This window comes from Nigerium sp. (genome assembly GCF_039811905.1).
Taxonomy (GTDB): domain Bacteria; phylum Actinomycetota; class Actinomycetes; order Propionibacteriales; family Propionibacteriaceae; genus Propioniciclava.
This window is the reverse complement of sequence record NZ_JBDHZL010000010.1, coordinates 19,778-43,546: the sequence shown is the minus strand read 5'-3', so window position 1 is coordinate 43,546 and position 23,769 is coordinate 19,778. Positions and strand designations below refer to the sequence as shown.

The window sequence follows — 23,769 nt, the reverse complement described above, 5'->3', positions numbered from 1 at the left end:
GTTCCTTTCACTAGGTGGGTGTGACTACGCCGACTTGCGGCGGAGGGTGTCGGTGAGGACGGCGAGGGCGATCACGATGCCGATCACGACTTGCTGCCAGAACGAGGAGACGTTCAGCAGGTTCAGGCCGTTGCGGATGACCGCCAGGACGAGCGCGCCGATGAAGGTGCCGAACGCGCGGCCCTTGCCGCCCGCCAGGCTCGCGCCGCCGATGACCACGGCCGCGATGGCGTCGAGTTCGTAGCCGGACGCCGCCTGCGGCTGCCCGGAGACCAGACGACCGGCCAGCACGAGACCCGCGATGGCCGAGAAGGTGCCGGACAGGGCGTAGATGATGAGCTTCTGCCGAGCGACGTTGATGCCGGACAGACGCGCGGCGTCCTCATTGCCGCCGATGGCGTACATGCAGCGGCCCAGGTAGGTGCGGTTGAGGATGAAGGCTGCCAGGACGCCGAGGATGACCATGATGAGCAGCGGTACGGGCAGCCAGCCCCCCAGCGTGGAGCCGAAGAACGCGACCTGGGACGGCTGCCGCACCGGGATGCCGTTGGACAGCACGAGCGCGAGGCCGCGCCCGACGGACAGCATGGCCATCGTCGCGATGAAGGCGGGTAGCCGCCCGTAGCTGATCAGGATCCCGGAGACGAGGCCGGCTGCGCACCCCGTCGCGATGCCCAGCAGGATGGCCACCCAGGCGGGCAAGCCGAGGTTCGTCGCGCTGTAGCCGGTGACGATCGCCGACAGGGCCGCGAGCGAGCCGACGGACAGGTCGATGCCGGCCGACACGATGACGAACGTCTGGCCGAACGCCAGAATCGCGACGACCGCCGCTTGCGTACCGACGTTCATGAGGTTCTGGGTGGTCAGGAAGACCGGGCTCAGGATCGCCATGGCGATCGCGAGGATGAGCAGGGCGCCGAGTGCCCCATTCTGGCCGGCGAGCTCCTTGGCTCGCGCCGACCAGGGCGCGGATTGGGTTGCTTCAGTGGGCACGGGTTGACTCCCTTTCTTGGACCGCCAGAGCCATGACGGCGTCTTGAGTTGCTTGTTCGTGAGTGAGTTCGCCGACGATGCGGCCCTGGGCCATCACCAGGATGCGGTCGCAGATGCCGATGACCTCGGGCAGGTCGGAGGAGGCCATGAGGACCCCACGCCCGGACTGGGTCATGTCGTTGATGAGGTTGTAGATCTCGACCTTCGCGCCGACGTCGACGCCGCGGGTCGGTTCGTCCAGCAGAAGAACCGTGGGGTCGGCGAGCAGCCACTTGCCCATGACGACCTTCTGCTGGTTGCCGCCGGAGAGGTTCCGGACGGTCGCCTTGGCGCTCGGGGTGCGGATCCGGAGGCTGTCGATGGCGCGACGCGCGAGGTCGGCCAGCTTGCCCCGGTTGACGATGCCGCCCTTCGAGGCGTCCTTCAGTTTGACCAGCCCGAGGTTGTCGGCGACCGAAGCGCCCAAGACCAGCCCCTGCTGCTTGCGATCCTCGGGGACGAGGCCAAGCCCCTGCGCGATGCCGCGCTCGACGCCGGAGTGGCTGCGCGACCGGCCCCCGACCGTGATCGTCCCGCGGTCGAACCGATCGGCGCCGAAGACCGCGCGCAGCACCTCGGTGCGGCCCGCGCCGACCAGGCCTGCCAAGCCGACCACCTCGCCGGCCCGCACCTCGAAGGAGATGTCGTCGAAGCTGCCCTTCCGGCTGAGCCCCTCGACCTTCAGGAGCGTCTCGCCCACCTCGCCGCGCACCCGTGGGTACTGGGCGTCGATGGAGCGCCCGACCATGAGGCGTACCAACTCGTCGGTCTCGGTCGAGGCCGGGACGGTGGTCACGGATTCGCCGTCACGAAGGATGGTCACCCGGTCGCCGATGCGCCGGATCTCGTCCAGATGGTGCGAGATGAAGATCAGCGCGACGCCCTGGGCGCGTAGCTCGTCCATGAGGGAGAGCAGCCGGTCGACTTCGTCGTCGGTGAGGGCGGCCGTCGGCTCGTCCATGATCAGGATCCGCGCGTCAAGACTCAGCGCCTTGGCGATCTCGACCAGCTGCTGCCGCGCCACGCCCAGCGAGGACACCGGCGTCCGCGGGTCGAGGTGCAGGCCGACCTTCGCGAGCGTGGCGCTGGCCGTCTTGTTCATCTCGGCCTTCTTGATGATGCCCGCGACGCGGGGCTGACGGCCGAGCATGACGTTCTCGGCGACGCTCAGTTCGGTAACGAGGTTGAACTCCTGATGGATCGTCGCGATCCCCAACTTCTCGGCGTCCGCAGTGGTGTGCAGGACGACCGGGTCGCCGTCGACCGTGATGACCCCTTCGTCGGGCTGATGGACGCCGGCGAGACATTTGATCAGCGTCGACTTGCCGGCGCCGTTCTCGCCGAGCAGAACGTGGACCTCCCCGGGGAGGAGGTCGAATGAGACCCCGCCGAGAGCCACGACGCCCGGGAAGCGTTTCACGAGCCCCTCGACTCTCAGCAGAGGCGTGTCCTCTTGCATGCCTGTTTCCTTTCTCATGTGGACCATGGGCGGTTCACCGGAGCCGTCGAGGGTCGGTGGACTCGCGTAGACGCAAGGTGCAGGGGAGTCGGACGCTGCCGACGTCGTGGCCGCCCATGCGCGCCAACAGGGACGTGAAGGCCTGGCGCCCCATCTCGCGGGAGGGCTGCTCGATCGCCGTGATCGAGGGGTGCACGAGGGGAAACACCTCGAGGTCGTCGATCGCCGCGAGCGCGAGATCACGCGCCAGTTGCGGCACGACCGCGGGATAGCTGCTCAACGTCTCCAGGACGCCGAGCGCCATGCGGCCGTTCCCGACCAGGAGGGCTTGGGGGGTCGTCCCCTCGTCGAGCATCTCCTTCATCAGTTCGCGGCCCGACTCGCGCCGGTAGTCCCCAACCCAAAGCCCCTCCGAGCGCAACTGGAGTTCGTGTGCCGCCAAGGCGTCCCGCAGCGCCGCGACGCGCTCGCGTGTGGTGCCGGCCTGCTCAGGACCCGAGATCATGCCGATGTCGCGGCGCCCGGTGGCGACGAGATGGTCGACCAGTTCGGTGATCGCGGGGGCCGTGTCCGACGCCACCAGCGGCGCGCTCACGTCGGCCGCCGGACGATCGACCAGGACGATGTGGCGCTCCAGGTCGGCCGCCTCCCTCAACAAGGGGGACGTTTCCACCGTCGGGACCACGATGAGCCCGTCGACCTGACGTTCCAACAGAGTCTCGACGTACCGGTCCTGCTGCTCGGGAGACTCATCAGCGTTGCCGACGATCAGGAGGTAGCCGGCCTCTCGGGCTGCATCCTCCACCGCGCGAGCCAGTTCGGTGAAGAAGGGGTTCAGGAGATCGGAGACCACCAGGCCGATCGTGCGGGTCCCGGTTCGCCGGAGCGCCCGGCCCACCGCGTTCGGACGGAAGTTGAGTTCGCCAGCCGCCGCCAGCACCTTCTTGCGCAGACCGGGGGAGACCGAGGGGTGGTTGCTCAACACCCGAGACACGGACGCCGCGGAGACGCCGGCGGCCTTCGCCACGTCTTTCACTGTTGCCACGGTCAGTCACCTCCTCATCGAGATGCATGTAATCGATTTCAGAAATCGATTACATGAATGGTAAGCGTCTCGCGCGAGCCTTGTCAACGATGGCGCCGGCGCTCGCGCGCGTGGGGGCACCAGCGGTACCCCTCACGCGCTCGCGCATTGTCGGACCCACGGCGTAGCGTCGTCCGCATCAGCCGCACGAGCTGAACCGCGAGAGCCTGAGGAGATTCACGTGCGTGGAGTAGTCATGTACGCAGCCGGCGACGTCCGGGTGGAAGACCGCGACAAGCCGACCATCGAGAAGCCGACCGACGCGATCATCAAGTCGGCGGCGTCCTGTGTGTGCGGTTCCGACCTGTGGCCCTACCGGGGCGTCGACGAGGTGAAGGGTCCGTCGCCGATGGGGCACGAGTACGTCGGCTGGGTCGACGAGGTCGGCTCCGAGGTGAAGAACGTCAAGCCGGGCGACTTCGTGGTCGGGTCGTTCTTCGCGTCCGACAACACCTGCGAGATCTGCGAGGCGGGCTTCCAGTCCCGGTGCATCGTGGGTGAGTTCGCGTGCCCGACGGGCGCACAGTCGGAGTACCTGCGCGTGCCGCTGGCCGACGGCACGCTCGTCAAGACGCCCGGGGAGCCGACGCCCGATCTGATCCCCAGCGTGCTGGCGGCGTCCGATGTGCTGGGCACCGGGTGGTTCGGGGCGGTCGCGGCCCAGGCCGGCCCAGGGAAGACCGTCGCGGTCGTCGGCGACGGCGCGGTCGGGCTGCTGGCGATCCTGGCCGCCAAGCAACTCGGCGCCGAGCGCATCATCGCGATGAGCCGCCACGAGTCGCGGCAGAAGCTCGCCCTCGAGTTCGGCGCCACCGACATCGTCGAGGAGCGGGGCGACGAGGGGGTCGCGAAGGTCAAAGACCTCACCAACGGCTACGGCGCCCACTCGGTCGTCGAGGCCGTCGGCACGCAGCAGTCCATGCTGCAGGCGATCCAGGCCACCCGCCCGGGCGGGCACGTCGGCTACGTGGGCGTCTCGCACGACGTCGAGCTGCCCGGTCAGGCCCTGTTCTTCGCCGAGGTGAACCTGCTCGGCGGGCCCGCGCCCGTCCGGCGGTTCCTGCCCGACCTGCTCGACCGCATCTACCGGCGCGAGATCGACCCCGGCAAGGTGTTCGACCTGACCCTGCCGCTGGAGCAGGCGGCCGAGGCGTACAAGGCGATGGACGAGCGGCGCGCCATCAAGGCGCTCCTGCAGCCGTAGCGTCGCCGTGCACGCCATCGGATTCGACGCCTACGGCGGCCCCGACGTTCTGCGTCCGGTCGTCCTGCCCGACCCGCACCCCGGCCCTGGCGAGGTGCGCGTCCGGGTGGCGGCTGCCGGGGTCGCCCCCGTCGATGCCATGGAGCGCACCGGACGCCTCGCGGCCCTCAACGAGGGCCTGACGCCGCCGTTCGTCCCGGGGATGGAGGTCGCGGGCGTCATCGACGAGGTCGGCCCGGGCGGCGAAGCGGCACTCCCGATCGGGACGCCCGTCGTCGCGTTCGTCGACTTCCGAGGGTCGTGGGGCGGCTACAGCGACCTCGTCGTGCCCCCCGTGGCGAGCGTGACGCCCGCCCCCGCCCGCGCGAGCATGCCGGAGGCGGCGTCCTTCCTGATGAACTCGCTCACCGCGCAGAACGGCCTGGACGCCCTGGGGCTCGCCCCCGGCGACACCCTGCTGGTCCCGGGTGCGGCCGGCGCCGTCGGCGGGTACGTCACGCAGCTCGCGTCCCGCGCCGGGCTGCGGGTGGTGGCGCTGGCGGGCGAGGCCGACGAGGAACTCGTCCGGTCGTTCGGGGCCGAGCTGTTCGTCCCGCGCGGTCCGGACGCCGTCGAGCGCGTCCGCGCGCTGGTCCCCGGCGGAGTGGACGCGGCGGCCGACCCAGCGGGGATCGGCCCCGCGATCCTCGGCGCGATCCGCGACGGCGGACAACTCGCCGTGTTCAGGCCGCAACCGCCGGAGTGCGAGCGCGGCATTACCGGCCACGGGCTCAACGTGCGCCGCCGCGCCACCGATCACGCGGCGATCGCGCGCCTGGGCGCGCTGGCCGCCGACGGCGTCCTGGCGATGCGGGTGGCGCACGTGCTGCCGGCAGCCGAGGCGCCAGAGGCGCACCGGCTGCTGGACGCCGGAGGGCTGCGCGGCCGCAGCATCCTCGAATTCCCGGTGCGCCCGGCGCGCCACCACTGACGAGAAGGGACATCCGATGCAGAACGATTCCAACGCCTCCCCGCGCGAACAGCGCGCCGTCGAGGTCTTTACGCGGCTCTTCGGGGAGCGCGACGAGAGCGCGCCCGACCCGCACCCCGAGTTCGGCCGCATCCTGCGCTCGGTCATCTTCGGCGAGGTGTTCGCCACCGGCGACCTCGACGACCGCACGCGCGAGCTCATCACCGTCACCGCGCTGGGCACTCTGCAGACGCTGCCGCAGCTCAAGGCCCATGCGAACGCGGCCCTGAACGTCGGGGTCACCCCCGTGGAGTTGCAGGAGGCGATGTACCAGCTCGCGCCGATGATCGGGTTCCCGCGCGCGCTCAACGCGATCGGCGTGGTCAGCGAGGTGCTGACCGCGCGCGGCGAGCAGTTGCCGCTTCCGCCGCAGGGCACCGTGACCGAAGCCGACCGGCACGAGCGCGGTCTGGCGATCCAGCGGGAGCTGTACGGCGACGAGATCGCGGACGCCCTCGCGGGGCTGCCCGGCGGGTTCGCCGAGGCGGTGCCGGCGTTCTTGACCGACTTCACCTTCGGCGACTTCTGGACGCGCGGCGGGCTCGACGTCCCCATGCGCGAGCTGCTCGCTCTGGTCACGTACGCCGGGCTGGGGCTCGACCGCCAACTGCGGCCGCACGTGCGCGGGTGCGTGCAGGCGGGGCACACCGTCGAGACCGTGCTGGCCGCGCTCGTGCAGGCGTTCCCGTACATCGGGTTCCCGGCGGCGTTGAACGCGATCCGGATCGTGCAGGAGTACCTCGAGGAGCGCGGCGAGGAGTCCGGGGGCGAGTAGCCCGGCCGCGGCGTCCGGGAGGCTGCGAGGGCCCTGGCCAGGACGCCGAGGGCTCTGCTTGTTCGTGTGCGCCCGGGCCGTTTCGTGGCGAGCGACGAAACGCCTGCAGCGTTTGCGAAAGACCTGCAGCGTTTCGACAACGCCTGCAGTAGACCGCGGAACGCCTGCAGCGTTTCCACAACGCCTGCCTTCGGCGAGAACGCTGCCTTACGTAAGGCAGCGTTCCGGCTTAAGCCCGGCGTTTCGAGAACGCCTGCAGTAAACCGGGAAACACCTGCAGCGTTTGCGAGAACACCGGCAGAAGCGTTTCGGCAAGACCCGGGCCCAGCCGGCGCGTCAGCGTGGTCGCGGGTGCGCGTAGCGCGTCCGAACCCCCGCTGCGTCTCCAGAGGCTCGGCCCACCCTCAGGCCGCGCGGGCCAGGCGGTGGATGCCGCGGCGGTCGAACCAGGTGGACGCCGCGTCCAGCACAGGGGCGTCGGCGTCCAGCTCGACGGTCATCACGTTGACGGAGAAGATCTCCATGTTGGTGACCCGCTGCGCGATGAGGCGAATGGTGAGGCCGAGGTCGGCGGCCAACTCGGCGAGCGTGGCGCGGGCGGCGTCCTGCTGAACGAAGACCAGATCGACGGTCATGGGTGGTGTGCTCCTACGGAAAGATGGTTGTCGGGAGAGGGTCTGTGCCCAACTCCCGAAAACCGGCCCGGCCGCGTCAGGAGTGGGCGCCGCGCATGCGGCGACACCGACAACAGCCGGAGGGGAGCACGAACGACAGCGGCGTCGTGGAGAGCGCTGTCGTGATCATGGCCGAAAGCTTAGGCGATCCTACGGTCGTCGGCCAGCGGTTGCCAGAAAGTGGTCCTCGCGCTCGAACGACCGCTCCCCACGGACGCCCACGGGACACCTGCCCACGGGGAGCCACGGCCGACGTCGGTCGCACGCCGAAGGGCGCCTCAGTACCGCACGCGCAGGGCACCCAGCGGGTGGGCATCGGATGCCACCGGTTCCACCTCGAGCCGCTCGGTGGGGCTGAACGCCAGCGGCACGCCGGGCTGCAAGGACTCCGCGGTCGTGATCACGTACGTGGCCAGCATCGCCAGCCGCTCGTACACCTCGGCGAGCGTGTGCGTCGACCTCTCGACGAGCAGGTCGGCGTGCCCGAACGTGTCCAACCCGATGGTGTGGCCGCTCACGGTCCCGTCCGGCTGAGGCTGCAGCCATACGGACGTCCACAGGTCCACCGGCGCGGCCCCGGCCTCCAGCGACTCGATCACCTGCCCTGCGTACCGCCGCGCGGGGTAGGTGATGCCGCCGCTGCCGAAGTAGAGGGCGACGGCGTCCGGCTGCTCCATGAGCACGGACGCGACGACCGAGAAGATGCTCGCGATGAGCACCACCAGCGGACGATCCACAGAACGCCCCCGCTGGGGCAACGCGGTGATGATCGTGTGCGACGCGTGCTGCGCGACCGGCGTCGGATCGGTCCACCACAAGGGGTGACAGGCGCGCACGGCCTCGGCGGCGGGCACGGGGGCGTCGACGGGCGTCACGAGAACGACCACGTCGTCGGTCTCCACGGCGACCGTCCGCGCCGCCGGACGCCCCTCGCGCGCCGGCAGATCGACCACCCGGACGCCCACCTCGGAGTTTTCCAGCAGCGCCGCCGCCAACGCCTCGACGTCGAGGTGCGCCGACGACGACAGCCCGAACCCGAGGACCGGCAGTTGCGGGTCGGGGTGCGTGAACGCCATCAGACCCCGAGGTCGCGACGCAGCTTGGCCACGTGCCCCTTCGCCCTCACGTTGTACTGGGCGACGGCGACGGTCCCGACGCCGTCGGCGTCCACATCGACCACGAACGTCGACCGGATGACCCCCTCGATCTCCTTGCCGTACAGCTTCTTCGTGCCGAACGCGCCGTACGCGAGCAGCGTCTCCTTCGACGCGTCGGACAGCAGGACGACCGACAGCCCCTCCTTCTGCGCGAACCGCGCCAGCTTCTCGGGCGAGTCGGGGGAGATGCCGACGACGTCGTAGCCGGCCGCTGACAGATCGTCTTTGTCCGCGGAGAAGTCGACGGCCTGCGTGGTGCACCCGGGGGTGAGGGCGGCGGGGTAGAAGTAGACGATGACGCGGCGGCCGGCGTAGTCGGACAGCGATACCGTGCGCCCCTCGGCGTCCGGCAGGGAGAAGCTCGGGGCGGTGTCGCCCACCTTCAACGTCGTCATGATGCAACCTTAGTGCGCGGGCACTAGGGTGGTAGCACACAGGAGCACGCGGAAGGACGCCATCGTGGCCCGTACCAGCAGCAATGCCGATATCGAGAATGAGCTCGCCGAGGCGCGTCGGCGCCTGTCCAGCAACATCTCCGGGCTCATCACGCAGGTGCACCCGCAGGCCGCCAAGACCCGCGCGATCAACGACGCGAAAGACTTCGCGGCGCAGGAGGTCAACTCGGCGACCGACACGGTGCGCGACGCCGAGGGCAACATCTCCTGGGAGCGCGTGACCTACCTGGCCGTCGCGGTCGTCGGCAGCATCGCGTTCGCCGTCGTCGTGAAGTCGCTGTTCCGGTAGTGCCCGATCCCACCGACGGCGGCCTGCCGATCAGGATGCTGCACGACCGCATCCTGGTCACGAGCGAAGGCGAGGGGGGCGAGCGCCGCTCGGGCGGCGGAATCCTGATCCCGGCGACCGTGCAGATGGGACGCCGGCTGGCTTGGGCGCGCGTGGTCGCGACGGGCGCGAACGTCCGGGTGCTCAAGGTGAACGACCGCGTCCTCTACGACCCGGCCGAGCGCGCCGAGGTCGAGGTGCAGAACGAGGTGTACATCCTCCTGCGTGAGCGCGACGTGCACGCCGTGGCCGCCGAACGGCTCTCCGACGGGGCGACCGGGCTGTACCTGTAGGCGTCCCGCGACCCGGATTCGTCCGGCGACAGTCCCGCCCGTCCGCCTCCGCGCGGCCGCGCGGAGGCGTCCTGTGAAACGACACGGCCGGGTAACAGTTCACATTTCGGTCTGAGTTGTCCGGTACTTCCCTGCAGATGTGACCCGAATGGGATTACCATCTGGGCCTTCAGAGGGGGGGTTCATTCGCACGACCCCCTACCCACAGAGAAGTGAGGGATTCATGACCAAGGGACGCCCCATCCGGGCTATCGTCGCTGTCGCCTCCCTGAGCGCCTTGCTCGGGACGGCGGCCTGCACCAGTTCGACGAACCAAGCCAGCCCGGGCAACGCAGGCTCCGCGACCCAGTCGAATGCGAACTGGGACGAGAAGGGCCCCATCACCTACGCGCAGGGCAAGGACACGGCCGGCGTCGTGCAGGCCGAGATCGCGAAGTGGAACGCCGCCCACCCGAACGAAAAGGTCACGCTCGTCGAGCTGTCCGACTCCGCCGACCAGCAGCGCGCCGACATGATTCGCCGCGCGAACGCCAAGTCGGGCGAGTTCGCCGTGATGAGCGTCGACATCGTCTGGACGGCCGAGTTTGCCGCCAACGGCTGGCTCGAAGAGCTGCCGGCCGACAAGGCCCCGATGGACGGCTTCCTCAAGAGCGCGGTCGACGGCGCCACCTACTTCAACAAGCTGTACGCCTACCCGAACACCTCCGACGGCGCGCTGCTCTACTACCGCAAGGATCTGCTGGACGCCGCGGGCGTCACCGCGCCCCCGAAGACCTGGGACGAGATGAAGCAGATCTGCGACAAGGTCCTCCCGGGCCAGAGCGGCATGTCCTGCTACGCGGGCCAGCACCAGAAGTACGAGGGCCTCACCTGCAACATCGCCGAGGCCGTCAACTCGGCCGGTGGCGAGTTCATCACCGCCGACGGCAAGCCGGCCGTCGACAGCGACGCGGCCCTCAAGGGCGTCCAGTGGATGGTGGACGGCTTCAAGTCGGGCATGATCCCCAAGGAGGCCATCACCTGGAAGGAGGAGGAGTCGCGCACGGCGTTCCAGAACGGCAAGCTGCTCTTCCTGCGGAACTGGCCCTACGTCTACCAGAAGGCCGAGGAGTCGAGCTCCAAGGTGAAGGGCAAGATCGCCGTCGCGCCGCTGCCCGGCCTGAGCGGCCCCGGCGTCTCCACGCTCGGCGGCCACAACTACGGCATCTCGAAGTTCGCCAAGAACAAGGGCACCGCGCTCGAGTTCGTCAAGTGGATGAACAACGAGGAGATGCAGAAGAACCGCCTCGAGAAGGGCTCCCTGGCCCCCACGCGTGAGGCGCTCTACGACGACGCCGACCTGCAGAAGCAGTTCCCGTACCTGAAGGCCCTCGGCGAGTCGATCAAGACGGCCAAGCCGCGTCCCAAGGCCGTCAAGTACGGCGACGTGACCCTGGCGATCCAGGATCAGACGTACGCCGCCCTCCAGGGCCAGAAGGACCCGAAGGCCGCGTTCACCGAGCTGCAGAGCAAGCTGCAGTCCCTCACCCAGTGATTCCTTCCGGACGCCGCCCGGCTCCGGCGCTCGCCGCGCCGGACCGGGCGGCCGTCCGGTCTTCCCTCAGGAGGTGAGATGGCAACAGCGGTAGCGGCGCCCGAGGCGTCCGCGGCGAAACAGCCGAAACCCAAGAAGAACGTGCTGAGCGACGGCCAGGGTGGCCTCGCCGGCGCGCTGATCTCCCCGACGATGCTGGTGATCCTGCTCGTCGTCGGCATCCCCATCATCTTGTCGATCCGCGAGTCGTTCTTCCGGCGCAACGACGGCATCGACCCCACCACCGGCATGATCGCGCAGGGCGACGCGTTCGTCGGCGTCCAGAACTACACCGACATCTTCGCCAACCCGCAGACGATCATCGCGAACTGGGGCAGCATGGATCGGCTGCTCAACGCGTTCCTCAACACCACGTTCTTCACCGTCGTCTGCGTGCTGCTCGAGACCGTCATCGGCGTCGCCATGGCGATCATCATGAGCAAGGCGTTCCGGGGCCGCGGCCTGGTGCGTGCGGCCATCCTCGTGCCGTGGGCGATCCCGACGATGGTCTCCGCGAAGATGTGGGGCCTGATCTTCGACGCCGACGGCATCATGAACAAGCTGACCGGCCGGACGACCCTCTGGCTCGCCGACAACGCCTCGTCGCAGTGGGCGATCATCATCGCCGACGTCTGGAAGACGGCCCCCTTCATCGGGCTGCTCACGCTGGCGGGGCTGCAGACGATCCCCGACGAGGTGTACGAGGCGGCCCGCGTCGACGGGGCGAACGCGTGGCAGCAGTTCCTGCGCATCACGCTGCCGATGGTGAAGCCCGCGCTCGTCGTGGCCGTGCTGTTCCGCACCCTCGACACCATGCGCATGTTCGACCTGCCCTTCGGCATGATCGGGCCGGGCAAGTACTACGTCGAGACGCTGTCGATGTTCGCCTACTTCGAGAACGACGCGACCCGCTTCGGGCAGGCCGCGGCCTACTCGATGGTCCTGTTCGTCTACATCGTGCTGGTCGCGTTCCTGTTCGTCCGGCTGCTGGGCGCCGACGTCGTCGGTGACCCCGAGGCCAAGGCGATCTCCGACCGCCGCAAGGCGCAGCGCAAGCTCGCGAAACAGCAGGGACGCCGTCCGGGCCAGTTGCCCGGCAGCACCATCACCTCGGGGGAGTCGGCCACATGAGCACCGTCGTCAACGTCGGCGATCAGCCGACCGAACACCTGCTGAGCGACCACGAGATCGCCACGCTGAACAAGCCCCGCCGCGACTGGAAGTGGTGGGCCGGCATGATCGGCAGCGTCGTCGGGATGGGCTTCATCGTCCTGTACTGCATCCTGCCGTTCTACTGGATGGTGGTCTCCTCGCTGCGGCTGCCGTCCGACGGCCGCAGCACCGACCTGCTGCCGAACCCGGCGTCCGTCGAGAACTACTTCGCCGTGTTCAGCCCGGCGAACAACTTCACGCAGGCGCTGTTCAACTCGATCCTCGTCTCGACGGTGACCACGGTCCTGACGCTGCTGTTCGGCATCATGGCCGCCTACGCGCTGGCGCGGCTGCGGTTCCGGATGAAGGGTCTCGTGCTGAGCGTCATCATCGGGTGCTCGATGTTCCCGGGCATCACGCTGCTGATCCCGCTGTTCAAGATGTTCACCGGCGCGTACGAGTGGTTCCCGTGGAACTGGATGAACACCTACCAGGCCATCATCATCCCGTCGCTGTCGTTCGGCCTGCCGCTGTGCGTGTGGAACCTGACCGCGTTCTTCCGGCAGATGCCGGTCGAGCTCGAGCAGGCCGCCATGGTGGACGGCTGCACGCCGGGCCAGGCGTTCACGAAGATCATCCTGCCGCTGGCGGCGCCGGGCGTGTTCACCACGGCGATCATCACGTTCATCGCCGTGTGGAACGAGTTCATGATCGCCTACACGTTCGGCACGCGGCCCGAGATGTTCACGGCCGTCAACGCCCTGAGCCGGTTCACCGGCCAGTACGGCTTCGACACGCCGTGGGGCACGATCATGGCGGCCGGCGTCCTGCTGACCGTCCCGCTGATCATCGTCGTGCTGATCTTCCAGCGGCGCATCGTCGCCGGTCTCACGGCGGGCGGCGTCAAGTAGTCATCCGCCGCAGGTGCGGCACCGCGAGGGGCGTCCCGAGGGGCACCCCTCGCGGCGTCCCCGGGCGGGTTCCGCGGACGCCTGCCGCGAACGCCTGCCGCGGACGCCTGCCGTGGGCAACGCGACGGACGGCGTCCGAGCAGGCAGAATGAGGCCGTGCCTGTGACTGAACTGAGCCGACGAGCCACTCCCGCGCGCCTCGGCCTCGCGCAGCGGGCCCGACTGCGGGCCGCCACCCTCGCCGGAGACGCGGCCGCCCTCGTGTCCCGCGCGCTGGGCAAGGGGTCGGGGGCGTCCATCCGGGGGCAATTGCTGACCCGCCTCGACCCGAACGCGTTCCGCGAGCTGGTGAAGGGCCGCCGCATCATGTCGGTGACCGGAACCAACGGCAAGACCACCACGACTCACCTGCTGGCGGCGGCCGTCCGGACGGCGCTGGGCGAGGAGGCCGGCCGCTGCGTCACGAACGCCGACGGGGCGAACCTGCACTACGGCATCGCGTCCGCGCTGGCCAAGGCCCGGAAGGCCGACCTCGCCGTCATCGAGACCGACGAGCGCGTGGTGAAGGACATGATCGCGCACGGGCGTCCGGAGGTGCTGGTGCTGCTGAACTTCAGCCGCGACCAGCTCGATCGCAACCACGAGATCAAGTTCCTCGGACGCGCCTGGCGCCAGGCGCTGGAGGCCGCCGGCCCCGACGGGCCCGTCGTCATCGCGAACAGCGACGACCCGCTCGTGACGTGGGCAGCCGAGAAGGCGCACCGGGTGGTGTGGGTCGACACGGCGTCCACGTGGAGCGCCGACGCGGCGATGTGTCCCCAGTGCGGGGCGATGCTCGACCGGACCGACCCGTCGGAGGACGCGCCGACCGGCCGATGGAACTGCCCGGAGTGCGACCTGACCGAGCACGAGGCGTCCTATGCGGTGCACGGGCCGCTGATCGAACTGCCGGACGGGCGCCGGGTGGACCCGAAGCTGAACGTGCCGGGCAAGTTCAACATCTCGAACGCGGCGTGCGCCCTGGCGGCCGCCGCGCAGTGGGGGATCGACCCCGACGTCGCGTTGGTCGGCTTCCGGACCGTGAGCGCGCCCGCGGGCCGGTTCTCGACGGCGACGATCGCCGGGGCGACCGTGCGGCTCGTGCTCTCGAAGAACCCGGCCGGGTGGGCGGAGTCGCTGCCGCTGGTCCAGACGGACCCCGTCATCTTGGCGATCGACTCGGTCGCGGCCGACGGCAAGGACGTTTCGTGGCTGTGGGACGTCGACTTCGAGCAGCTCCGCGGGCGGCACGTGATCTGCTCGGGGCCGCGGGCGTACGACCTGGCCGTCCGGCTGTCGTACGCGGAGGTCGACCACCGCGTCCTGGTGGACCTGGAGGACGCCCTGCGCGCGGTGGCGTCCGGGCCTCAACCGGTGGACATCGTCGCCACGTACACCCCGTTCCAGAAGCTGCTGAAGATGGGAGGCCTGCGATGAGCGAGGCGGCCGAGAGCCCGGTGAAGATCGTCCTGGTGTACCAGTCGCTGCTCGGCATCTACGGCGACCAGGGCAACGCGAAGATCCTGAAGAAGCGGCTGGACTGGCGCGGCATCCCGGCCGAGGTGCTGATGATCGAGCCGGGGGAGCCGCTGCCGTCTGACGGGGCGGTTTACCTGCTGGGCGGTGGCGAGGACAACGCGCAGACGACCGCGGTGCGCGAGCTGAAGCGGGACGGCCACCTGTTCGAGGCGCTGGCCGACGGGGCCGTGCTGTTCGCGGTGTGCGCCGGCTACCAGATCTGCGGCAAGACGTTCACGATCGGCGAGAACGACGAGGTTCGGGAGGGGCTCGGCGTGCTGGACGTGACGACGGTCCGGGGCCCCGAACGGGCGGTCGGGGAGATCCTGACGCGCTGGGAGCACCCGGACGGCACGTCGACCCTGATCAGCGGCTTCGAGAACCACGGCGGCTGGACGACGCTCGGGCCCGGCGCGCGGCCGCTCGCCCGGGTGGAGGTCGGCATCGGTAACGCCAACGACGGCACGGAGGGGGCGGTGCAGGGCAAGGTGGTCGGCACCTACCCGCACGGTCCGGTGCTGGCCCGCAACCCCGAGCTCGCCGACCACCTGCTCACGCTCGCTCTCGGCCGCGAGCTGGAACCGCTGCCCGACGTGCAGGCCGAGCACGACGCCCTGCGGGCCGAGCGGGCGGCGTTCGTCCGCAGGTGAGCGGCGGGGCGGGCGTCCGGGCGATCGATGTCCGGCCCGATTTCACCTTTGGGTGCCGGATGCACTAATATCGATTCGCACGCGCCGCTAGCTCAACTGGCAGAGCAGCTGGCTCTTAACTAGCGGGTTCGGGGTTCGAGTCCCTGGCGGCGCACCACCCGAAAGGGGCCTCAGAGATGGGGCCCCTTTTCTGTTGCCCGGCGCGTGTGTTGCCCCAGCGCGTGTGTTGCCCAGCGCTGCCGCCTGGCGGGCGCGGGATTGTCGGTGCGGGTGGGTAGGTTGTCCGCATGCCTGAGAGCGAGGGCCCGTCCGGGGCGTCCGGGGTGACGAGCGACTCGACGGGCGCGCCCGAGGTGGCGGCGTCCGGGATGGTGGGGGTACGCGACGCCCGCCTGCACAACCTGCGGCACGTCTCGACGCGACTGCCGCGCGGCCGGCTCGTCGCGTTCACGGGGGTCTCGGGGTCGGGCAAGTCGTCGCTCGCGTTCGGCACCCTGCACGCCGAATCGCAGCGCCGGTACCTGGAGTCGGTCGCACCGTTCGCGCGGCGGCTGATCGGGCGGGCGATGGATCCCAAGGTCGAGTCGGTGGCGGGGCTGCCGCCGACGGTCGCGCTCGAGCAACGCAACGCCGCCGGCGGGGCGCGCTCGACCGTCGGAACGCTGACGACGGTGTCGAACACGATCCGGTTGCTGTATTCGCGGGCGGGCGATTACCCGCCCGACGTGCTCGCGCGCGAGACCGACCTGCCGGGCGGACGCCTCGACTCCGACTCGTTCAGCCCGAACACCCCCGAGGGCATGTGTCCGACGTGCCAGGGGGCGGGTGTCCTGCACGAGCCGACGGAGGCGTCCATGGTGCCCGATCCGTCGCTGACGATCGCGCAGGGCGCGATCGCCGCGTGGCCGGGGGCGTGGCTGGGCAAGAACTACCGCGACATCCTGCGGACGCTGGGGGTCGACCTCGACGTGCCGTGGAGTGAGCTGCCGACGGAGCGGCGGCAGTGGATCCTGTTCACCGACGAGCAGCCGGTCGTGACCGTGCACCCCGTGCGCGAGGCCGGCCGCGTCCAGGGCACCTACCAGGGCAAATGGTCGTCGGTCGCGCGGTACCTGCGGCACACGATCGCCGAGACGACGACCGAGAAGACCCGTCGCCGAGCGCTGCGGTTCCTCGAGACGACCGTGTGCCCGACCTGCCAGGGGCACCGGCTGACGCCCGACGCCCTGCGGGTGATGTACCTCGGCGAGCCGATCTACGCGCTCGCGGAGCGCACGATCGACGACGCGCTCGCGCGGCTCGCCGGCCGGCAGGACGCCCTCCCGCGCTCGGGCGGCACCCCGGCGGAGGAGGCGGAGCGGCTGCTGCTGCCCGCGGTCGTCCCGGTGCTGCGCACCATCGTGGGCCTCGGCCTCGGGCACCTGAGCCTGGGGCGTCCGACGGCCACGTTGTCGTCGGGGGAACTGCAGCGGCTGCGCCTGGCGGCCCAGTTGCGGGCGGGCCTGTTCGGGGTGGCGTACGTGCTCGACGAGCCGTCCGCCGGGCTGCATCCGTCGGAGAAGGGCGTGCTCACGACCCTGTTTCGGCACTTCCTCGACGAGGGCAACTCCGTGCTGATGGTCGAGCACGACATGGCGCTCGTGGAGGGTTCCGATTGGGTGGTGGACGTCGGTCCGGGCGCCGGGGTCGCCGGGGGCCGCGTCTTGTACTCGGGGCCCGTGCCGGGCCTGGCGGACGCCGACGGCTCGGTCACCGCGCGCTACCTGGGCGCGCCGCCGCCCGAGCCGCGGGGGGAGGGCGCGCGGGCGCCGGTCTCGTGGCTGCGGCTGGACGACATCGTCTCGCGGACGCTGCGTGGCGTCCGGCTGGACCTGCCGCTCGGGGTGTTCACGGCCGTCACGGGCGTGTCCGGGTCGGGGAAGACGACGCTGGTGGGGCACGTGCTGGGCGGCGTCCTGGCCGATCGGGTGCGCACGAGCGTGCTCGACGAGCCAGAGCCGGCGGCCGACGACGGCGGCGGGCCGGACGCCGACGGCGATGCCGACGACCGCCCGCGCGTCGGCGCGGTGACGGGCGTGGAGGCGGTGGACCGGGTCGTCCAGATCACGCAGAAGCCCATCGGGCGCAGCCCCCGCTCGTGCCTGGCGACGTACACGGGGCTGTTCGACCGCGTCCGGGCGCTGTTCGCGGGCACGGACGAGGCCCGCCGCCGCGGCTGGAAGGTCGGCCGGTTCTCGTTCAACGTGCCCGAGGGGCGGTGCCCCACGTGCGACGGCGAGGGCCAGCTCGAGGTCGAGCTCGTGTTCCTTCCCGGCAGCTACGCCGTCTGCCCGACGTGCCGGGGCGCCCGCTACAACCCCGACACGCTCGAGGTGACCTGGCACGGCAAGACGATCGCGGACGTCCTGGCGCTCACCGTCGCGGACGCGCTGGCCTTCTTCGCGAAGGACGCCCGCGTGCGCCGGGCGCTGACGGCGCTGGACGCCATCGGGCTCGGCTACCTGACCCTCGGGCAGCCGGCCACCGAGCTGTCGGGCGGCGAGGCGCAGCGGATCAAGCTGGCCACCGAACTGCAGCGCGCCCAGCGTGGCCACACGGTGTACCTGCTCGACGAGCCCACGACCGGGCTGCACCCCGCCGACGTCGACCTGCTGATGGCCGAGCTGGATCGCCTGGTCGACCTGGGCAACACCGTCGTCGTGATCGAGCATGACGTCCGCGTGATCGCGCGGGCCGATCACGTGATCGACCTGGGCCCCGGTGCGGGGGTGCACGGCGGCCGGATCATCGCGTCCGGGACGCCCGCCGACGTCGCCCGGGCGCCCGGCAGCGCCACCGGCCAGTGGCTGGCGCGGGGGCTGCCCGGATGAACCGGCGTCCGCGCGCCCGGCCCCGTCGCACCCGAGCGGGCGTGGCGGGCGGCGCGGCGTCCGGGGCAGGGTGGGGAGGACGTCCGCGGCCCGCGGCCGTCCCGACGACGAAGGAGCAGCCATGAGTGACAGCCAGACCGAGGGAGCGCCGGAGACGCGGTTCGACGCCGAAGGCGGGGCCGCGAACACCGACGCGAATACCGACACCGTGCGTCCGTTCAGCGAGGACGACGCCCAGCCCGAGGACGAGGCGATCGGCGAGTACCGCGACATGCGTCCGGAGGCCGACGAGTCCCCCAAGGACGACTGACCCGAGGGGCGCCTGACTACGTCAGCAGCGCCACCGCGACGGTGAACGTGGCGAAGCTCACCACCGTCGAGATCAGGATCACCCGCGCCACGCGGCCGCTGTCGGCGCCGTACCTCTCGGCCAACACCGCGACGTTCGCGGCCGCCGGCAGGGCCGCGGTGAGGGTGAGCACGGTGAGCGCGCCCTCGCCCAGCGGCAGCCCGGCGGCGATCATGCCCCGCCCGAGCCCCCACATCAGCAGCGGGTGGGCGAACAGCTTGCAGGTGGCGAGCCAGGCCACGTCGTCCCCGGTCGCGGCGCGAAGAGCCTGCCCCCGGCGCCGCCAGAAACCGCCACCGCTCCCTCCCCGGACGCCGGACGCCCGCGGCGCGCCCTCGCGCGCGAGCATCGCGCCGATCGTGAACAGCGCGACGGGCGTCGCGGACGCCGCGAGCATCGCGACGACGGCGTCCACCGGCCCGGGCAGCCGGACGGAGAACCCGCTGGCCAGCCCTCCGAGGACGATCGCCCACGGCATCGGGTTGCCCGCCACCCGGCGCGCCTGGGCCGCCAACTCGCGCCACAGGCTGCCGCCCTCGGCGCGTCGCCCGTAGTGGGCGAGGGCGACGGCCACCGACTGCATGAGGGCCACGTCGACGAGCAGGCTCGCGCTGATCGGCCCGGCGGCTTGCGCGCCCAGCAGGGCCATCAGCAGCGGGACCCCCATGAACCCCGAGTTCGGCAGCACCGCGATCAGCCCGCCGAACGCGGCGTCGCGCCAGCCGAGGCCGCGCCGGCGTCCCGGGACGACCGCCAGCGCCATCACGGCGAGCCCCGCGGCCACCCACAGGCCCAGCACCGCCGGGTCGAGCAGGTCGGAGGTGGGCGTCCGCTGGCCCAGCTTGAACAGCATGCAGGTGAGGGCGAAGTAGAGCACGAACGTGTTCAGGCCGGGCACGGCCGCCGCCGGTAACGCCCGCGTCCGCGCCGCGAGGTAGCCGATCGCGATGAGCGCGAAGAAGGGGAATGTGACGGACAGAATCTCGATCACGGCCCCTCCCTTCCCGCGGACGCCCGCTGGGGATCGTTCTCGGTCATCTTGCCAGCCGGCACGGGCGCGGGCGGGGGCTGCCCGCGGCCGCGGCCGCTGCGCCCGCGCGGGTCGTCGCTCATCAGGGTGCCGTCGACCCGGCGCGGTCGCCCACCTCGGGCGGGCGCAGCATCCGCGCTGCGATCAGCAGCTCGGACGCCTCCCCGTCGGCGACCACGACGACCCGGCCCCACCACTGCCCGTCCCACCGCCGCTCCCACGCGGCGAGGAGGCCGGGCACCCAGCCGCGGGCGGCGTCCCACACCTCGACGTGCTGCCCGCAGGGCAGCGGACGCTCGCCGCCCCCCTGCCCGCCGCGGGCGACGGCGGGCCCGGGCGCCCCCGCGCCCTCGGACGCCTCCGTGCGGCCCACGCGCTCGCCGAGGCCCCCGAACGGTGAGGTGCGGCGCGAGGACATGCCCCGGACGTTAGGCGTCCGCTCTGACAGTCCCGGGGCCAGGCCGGGAGGCGCGGCTGGAACGCCGGGCGGCCCACTGGTTGCCGGACTACGCTGTTCACGCCCGCGGTGTCGCCGAGTCGGATCGCCCGGCCCGCGCCGCCCGCGCGAGGAGGGGCTCATGACCCGCACCGTCGCCCAGTTGATCGCGGAGTGCCTGGTGGCCGAGGGGGTCGAGGTCGTCTTCGGCATCCCGGGCGAGGAGAACATCCATCTGGTGCAGGCGATCCACGACCACCCGGACCTGCGGTTCGTGCTCGTGCGACACGAACAGGGCGCCTCGTTCATGGCCGACGTGTACGCGCGGCTGAGCGGCAAGCCGGGGGTGTGCGCGGCGACGCTCGGGCCGGGTGCGATCAACCTGCTGCTCGGGGTGGCGGACGCGGCGACCGATTCGGCGCCGCTGGTCGCGATCTCGGCGCAGGTGGGGCTGGACCGCATCTACAAGGAGTCGCACCAGATCGTCGACCTGGTGTCGATGTTCGAACCCGTGACGAAGTGGGCCGACACGGTGCTCTCGCCCGCGGCGGTGCCCGAGATGGTGCGCAAGGCGTTCGACCTGGCCGAGGCGGAGCGTCCGGGAGCGACGTACCTGGCCATCCCGCAGGACATCGAGGCGGCGGACGCCCCGGCGCACCTCGTGCCGCTGACCGGACGCCCGAGCCACTCGGTGTCGCCCGATCCGGAGCAGGTGCACCAGGCGGTGCGGGTGCTGAAGGAGGCGAGCTTCCCGGTGGTGCTGGCCGGCCACGGGGTCGTCCGGGGGCACGCGGAGGCGGAGCTGCGGGACTTCGTCGAGGCGCTGGACCTGCCCGTCGCGACGACCTTCCAGGCGAAGGGCGCGCTGCCCGACCACCACCCCAACTCGCTGGGCGTCGTGGGCTTCATGCGCCACGATTACGAGAACTTCGCGTTCGACCACGCGGACGTCATCGTCGCGATCGGCTACGAGCTGCAGGAGTTCGACCCGGCCCGCATCAACCCGAACCACGACAAGAAGATCATCCACGTCAACCGGTTCGCCGAAGACGTGGACGCCAGCTACCAGATCACCGTCGACATCGAGTCCGACATCCCGCACGCGCTGCGGGCGCTCACGCAGGCCGTGCGCTACGAGCCCATCAGGCCGTTCCCGTACCGGGCGGCGCCGATCCGGGAGATGCTCGTCAAGGAGTTGGAGGAGGGGACGGTCGACGACTCGTTCCCGCTGAAACCGCAGCGCATCGTCGCCGAGATCCGGGCCGCGCTCGACGACGAGGACATCGTGCTCGTCGACACCGGGGCCATCAAGATGTGGATGGCCCGGCTGTACCCGACGCAGGCGTCCAACACGTGCGTGATCTCGAACGGGCTGTCGACCATGGCGTGGACGCTGCCGGGCGCGCTCGGCGCGCACTTCGCCGAGCCGGGGCGCAAGGTGGTCGCGGCGATGGGCGACGGGGGCTTCCTGATGAACTCCCAGGAGATCGAGACGGCGATCCGCGAGCAGATCCCGCTGGTCGCGCTGGTGTGGGAGGACTGCGCGTACGGCCTGATCAAGTGGAAGATGGACCTGGAGTTGGGCCGCCACGACGACGTCGACTTCACCAACCCCGACCTGGTCGCCTACGCCGAATCGTTCGGCGCGCGGGGGCACCGGATCTCGTCGGCGGGCGAGCTGGCTCCGGTGCTGCGCGAGGCGCTGGACGACGGCGGCGTCCACGTGATCGTCGTCCCCGTCGACTACCGCGAGAACATGAAGCTCACCGACCGGCTGGGGGAGCTGACGATCAACCTGTGACGCTCGGACGCCGGCGTCCGGGCTGCCCCGGCTTCCCCGGGGGTCGCTTCCGCCCGGGGCCTTTTGGGCATCGCCCCTAGAGTGGGCCGGGTGCCCGCGCGTCCCTCCGCCCATGCCGGCATGGGCTCGATCCCTCACGACGGCGGCGTGACGTTCCGCGTGTGGGCGCCGAACGCCCGCAACGTCGCCGTCATCGGCGACTTCTGCGACTGGCAGGCCGGACGCAAACACCTGCTGGCCCGCGACAGCGCCCACGCCGGCACGTGGTCGACGTTCGTGCCGGGCGTCCGCGCGGGCTGTCAGTACCGCTACCTGGTGCGCCGCGGCGGACCCTACCTGTGGCGGACCGACCCGTTCGCACGGCAGATCGCCGGACGCCACCGCAACGGCGTGGTGCTCGACCCGGCGACGCTGGAGTGGGGCGACGACGTCTTTCACGCCCCCGGCTGGGACGAGCTCGTGCTCTACGAGCTCCACATCGGCACGTTCGCGGCCGACGAGCACGGGCCGGGCACCTTCGACAAGGCCATCGGCCGGCTCGATCATCTCGCGTGGCTGGGCGTGAACGCGGTCGAGGTGATGCCGCCGTTCCAGTTCGCGACGCGGGTGAGCTGGGGCTACAACCCGTCCTACCTCTGCGCGATCCACGACGCCTACGGCGGCCCCTACGCCTTCGCGCGGTTCGTCCGGGCGGCGCACGAGCGGGGGATCGCGGTGTTCCTCGACGTCGTCCACAACCACCTCGGCCCCACCGGGCTCGACCTGTGGCGGTTCGACGGCTGGCGCAAGGGCCGCTACGGCGGCATCTACTTCTTCAACGACCGGCGCGCGTTCACGCCGTGGGGCGCGACGCGCCCCGACTACGGACGCCGCCAGGTGCGCAGCTTCCTCCGCGACTCCGCGGTGTCGTGGCTGGAGGACTTCCGCGTCGACGGGCTCCGGTTCGACGGGACGAACTTCATCCGCTCCCGCTGGGGCGACACGCGCGACCCGGACGCCTACCTCCGGCCCGGCCACGACTACCTGTCGTCCCTGACCGCCGACCTCCGCTCGCGGCAGCCGTGGAAGCTGCTCGTCGCCGAAGACATGCAGCGCGACCCGGTCGTCACCCGGCCAAGCGCCGAGGGCGGGCTGGGCTTCCACTCGCAGTGGGACGCCGACTTCGTTCATCCGGTGCGCGCGGCCCTCGAAGCCCCGCGCGACGAGGACCGCGACCTGGACGCCGTCGCTCGCGCGATCCGGGGGTACTACCTGGCCGCCCCGCACGAGCGGGTCATCTACACCGAGTCGCACGACGAGGTCGCCAACGGACGCTCCCGCCTCCCCGAGACGATCACGCCCGGCCGGGCCGACTCGTGGCACGCCCGCAAGCGCGCGGCGCTGGGCCTGGCGATCGTCCTGACCGCGCCGGGGCTGCCGCTGCTGTTCCAAGGCCAGGACTTCTGCGAGGACCGCTACTTCGACGACCGGCGTCCCTTGTCGTGGGACAAACGCGACCGGCATTCCGGCTTCCTGCACCTCGTGCGCGACCTGATCCGGCTGCGCCGCAACACCGACCGGTGGGCGGGCGGCCTGCACGGCGCCGGGACGCACATCCTGCGCGTCGACCGGCACCACGGCGTGATCCTCGTGCACCGGTGGCGCGCCGGCGGCCCGGGGGACGACACGGTCGTCGTGCTCAACTTCTCGACGCGGACGCTGTCTGGCTACCCGGTCGGGCTGCCCCGCCCCGGGCGCTGGCGCCTGCGCGTCAACACCGACGCCCCCGCCTACGGGGACGACTTCGGCGCGGTGATCGCCGGCGACCTGGACGCCGCGCCCGGCGAGTGCGACGGCTACCCGGCCACCGCGCACGTCGACCTGGGGCCCTACGCGGCGCTGGTGTACTCCCAGGATCCGGAACCCGGCGCCGGGGCCGGGCCGGAGGCGTCCGGGCGCCGCCGACCGGCGGCGGACTGAGCGAAGTACCC

At 71.0% G+C, this 23,769-nt stretch carries 22 protein-coding genes and 1 tRNA gene; 15 read left to right on the top strand and 8 right to left on the bottom strand.

Going from position 1 to position 23,769, the window contains the following annotated elements; all coding sequences use genetic code 11:
* Positions 1–24: 24 nt before the first annotated feature.
* The 3 genes from WMJ97_RS03910 to WMJ97_RS03900 form a co-directional block, all read right to left on the bottom strand.
* Positions 25–891, bottom strand: coding sequence for an ABC transporter permease (locus tag WMJ97_RS03910; RefSeq protein WP_347347665.1), 867 nt, complete (start codon positions 889–891; stop codon positions 25–27).
* Between the two features lie 91 nt (positions 892–982).
* Complete coding sequence (locus WMJ97_RS03905; protein ID WP_347347653.1) at positions 983–2,491, bottom strand: sugar ABC transporter ATP-binding protein; 1,509 nt, start codon at positions 2,489–2,491, stop codon at positions 983–985.
* Between the two features lie 34 nt (positions 2,492–2,525).
* Positions 2,526–3,536 (bottom strand): LacI family DNA-binding transcriptional regulator, encoded by a 1,011-nt coding sequence (locus WMJ97_RS03900; RefSeq protein ID WP_347347652.1) that lies wholly within the window; start codon positions 3,534–3,536, stop codon positions 2,526–2,528.
* 220 nt (positions 3,537–3,756) lie between these two features.
* On the opposite strand from WMJ97_RS03900, the gene WMJ97_RS03895 reads away from it, so the two are divergent.
* Genes WMJ97_RS03895 through WMJ97_RS03885 form a run of 3 tightly spaced genes read left to right on the top strand, consistent with a single transcriptional unit; the run spans position 3,757 to position 6,563 of the window.
* Positions 3,757–4,779: a zinc-dependent alcohol dehydrogenase family protein gene (locus tag WMJ97_RS03895; RefSeq protein WP_347347651.1), complete on the top strand. Its 1,023-nt coding sequence runs from the start codon at positions 3,757–3,759 to the stop codon at positions 4,777–4,779.
* Between the two features lie 7 nt (positions 4,780–4,786).
* Positions 4,787–5,749: an NADP-dependent oxidoreductase gene (locus WMJ97_RS03890; protein WP_347347650.1), complete on the top strand. Its 963-nt coding sequence runs from the start codon at positions 4,787–4,789 to the stop codon at positions 5,747–5,749.
* A 16-nt stretch (positions 5,750–5,765) separates the two neighbouring features.
* Complete coding sequence (locus WMJ97_RS03885) at positions 5,766–6,563, top strand: carboxymuconolactone decarboxylase family protein (RefSeq protein WP_347347649.1); 798 nt, start codon at positions 5,766–5,768, stop codon at positions 6,561–6,563.
* Between the two features lie 404 nt (positions 6,564–6,967).
* Here the strand turns inward: WMJ97_RS03885 and WMJ97_RS03880 are convergent, their stop codons facing one another.
* The 3 genes from WMJ97_RS03880 to bcp all read right to left on the bottom strand — a co-directional run bounded on the left by WMJ97_RS03880 (position 6,968) and on the right by bcp (position 8,792).
* Positions 6,968–7,198 carry a hypothetical protein gene (locus WMJ97_RS03880; protein ID WP_347347648.1) on the bottom strand — a complete coding sequence of 77 codons (231 nt, stop codon included), beginning with the start codon at positions 7,196–7,198 and terminating at the stop codon, positions 6,968–6,970.
* A gap of 317 nt (positions 7,199–7,515) precedes the next feature.
* Positions 7,516–8,313 carry a hypothetical protein gene (locus WMJ97_RS03875; protein WP_347347647.1) on the bottom strand — a complete coding sequence of 266 codons (798 nt, stop codon included), beginning with the start codon at positions 8,311–8,313 and terminating at the stop codon, positions 7,516–7,518.
* The gene (bcp, locus tag WMJ97_RS03870; RefSeq protein ID WP_347347664.1) at positions 8,313–8,792 is read right to left on the bottom strand and encodes a thioredoxin-dependent thiol peroxidase; all 480 of its coding nucleotides are present in this window, start codon (positions 8,790–8,792) and stop codon (positions 8,313–8,315) included. The genes WMJ97_RS03875 and bcp overlap by 1 nt, the downstream gene beginning before the upstream one ends.
* A 61-nt stretch (positions 8,793–8,853) precedes the next feature.
* On the opposite strand from bcp, the gene WMJ97_RS03865 reads away from it, so the two are divergent.
* The 10 genes from WMJ97_RS03865 to WMJ97_RS03820 all read left to right on the top strand — a co-directional run bounded on the left by WMJ97_RS03865 (position 8,854) and on the right by WMJ97_RS03820 (position 18,493).
* Positions 8,854–9,138, top strand: a complete 285-nt coding sequence (locus WMJ97_RS03865) for a DUF3618 domain-containing protein (RefSeq protein ID WP_347347646.1) — start codon at positions 8,854–8,856, stop codon at positions 9,136–9,138.
* Positions 9,139–9,173: 35 nt separating this feature from the next.
* On the top strand, positions 9,174–9,470 hold the full coding sequence (locus WMJ97_RS03860; protein WP_347347663.1) for a co-chaperone GroES: 297 nt from the start codon (positions 9,174–9,176) through the stop codon (positions 9,468–9,470).
* 223 nt (positions 9,471–9,693) lie between these two features.
* Positions 9,694–11,004, top strand: a complete 1,311-nt coding sequence (locus tag WMJ97_RS03855) for an ABC transporter substrate-binding protein (protein ID WP_347347645.1) — start codon at positions 9,694–9,696, stop codon at positions 11,002–11,004.
* A gap of 78 nt (positions 11,005–11,082) precedes the next feature.
* The gene (locus WMJ97_RS03850; protein WP_347347644.1) at positions 11,083–12,174 is read left to right on the top strand and encodes a sugar ABC transporter permease; all 1,092 of its coding nucleotides are present in this window, start codon (positions 11,083–11,085) and stop codon (positions 12,172–12,174) included.
* Positions 12,171–13,106: a carbohydrate ABC transporter permease gene (locus tag WMJ97_RS03845; protein ID WP_347347642.1), complete on the top strand. Its 936-nt coding sequence runs from the start codon at positions 12,171–12,173 to the stop codon at positions 13,104–13,106. The genes WMJ97_RS03850 and WMJ97_RS03845 overlap by 4 nt, the downstream gene beginning before the upstream one ends.
* A 366-nt stretch (positions 13,107–13,472) precedes the next feature.
* Positions 13,473–14,582, top strand: coding sequence for a MurT ligase domain-containing protein (locus WMJ97_RS03840; RefSeq protein WP_347347662.1), 1,110 nt, complete (start codon positions 13,473–13,475; stop codon positions 14,580–14,582).
* Positions 14,579–15,313 (top strand): glutamine amidotransferase, encoded by a 735-nt coding sequence (locus WMJ97_RS03835; protein WP_347347641.1) that lies wholly within the window; start codon positions 14,579–14,581, stop codon positions 15,311–15,313. Before WMJ97_RS03840 ends, WMJ97_RS03835 begins: the two co-directional genes overlap by 4 nt.
* Before the next feature lie 81 nt (positions 15,314–15,394).
* A tRNA-Lys gene (locus WMJ97_RS03830) sits at positions 15,395–15,470 on the top strand.
* 130 nt (positions 15,471–15,600) lie between these two features.
* Positions 15,601–18,183: an excinuclease ABC subunit UvrA gene (locus WMJ97_RS03825; RefSeq protein ID WP_347347640.1), complete on the top strand. Its 2,583-nt coding sequence runs from the start codon at positions 15,601–15,603 to the stop codon at positions 18,181–18,183.
* 121 nt (positions 18,184–18,304) lie between these two features.
* Positions 18,305–18,493, top strand: a complete 189-nt coding sequence (locus tag WMJ97_RS03820; RefSeq protein WP_347347639.1) for a hypothetical protein — start codon at positions 18,305–18,307, stop codon at positions 18,491–18,493.
* 16 nt (positions 18,494–18,509) lie between these two features.
* Here WMJ97_RS03820 and WMJ97_RS03815 read toward each other — a convergent pair whose 3' ends face one another.
* Both WMJ97_RS03815 and WMJ97_RS03810 read right to left on the bottom strand, forming a co-directional pair.
* Complete coding sequence (locus WMJ97_RS03815; RefSeq protein WP_347347638.1) at positions 18,510–19,523, bottom strand: AEC family transporter; 1,014 nt, start codon at positions 19,521–19,523, stop codon at positions 18,510–18,512.
* 121 nt (positions 19,524–19,644) lie between these two features.
* Positions 19,645–19,980, bottom strand: a complete 336-nt coding sequence (locus WMJ97_RS03810; RefSeq protein ID WP_347347637.1) for a hypothetical protein — start codon at positions 19,978–19,980, stop codon at positions 19,645–19,647.
* A 160-nt stretch (positions 19,981–20,140) separates the two neighbouring features.
* On the opposite strand from WMJ97_RS03810, the gene WMJ97_RS03805 reads away from it, so the two are divergent.
* Positions 20,141–21,799 (top strand): acetolactate synthase large subunit, encoded by a 1,659-nt coding sequence (locus tag WMJ97_RS03805; RefSeq protein WP_347347636.1) that lies wholly within the window; start codon positions 20,141–20,143, stop codon positions 21,797–21,799.
* Positions 21,800–21,889: 90 nt separating this feature from the next.
* Positions 21,890–23,758, top strand: coding sequence for an alpha-amylase family glycosyl hydrolase (locus WMJ97_RS03800; RefSeq protein ID WP_347347635.1), 1,869 nt, complete (start codon positions 21,890–21,892; stop codon positions 23,756–23,758).
* Positions 23,759–23,769 lie beyond the last annotated feature (11 nt).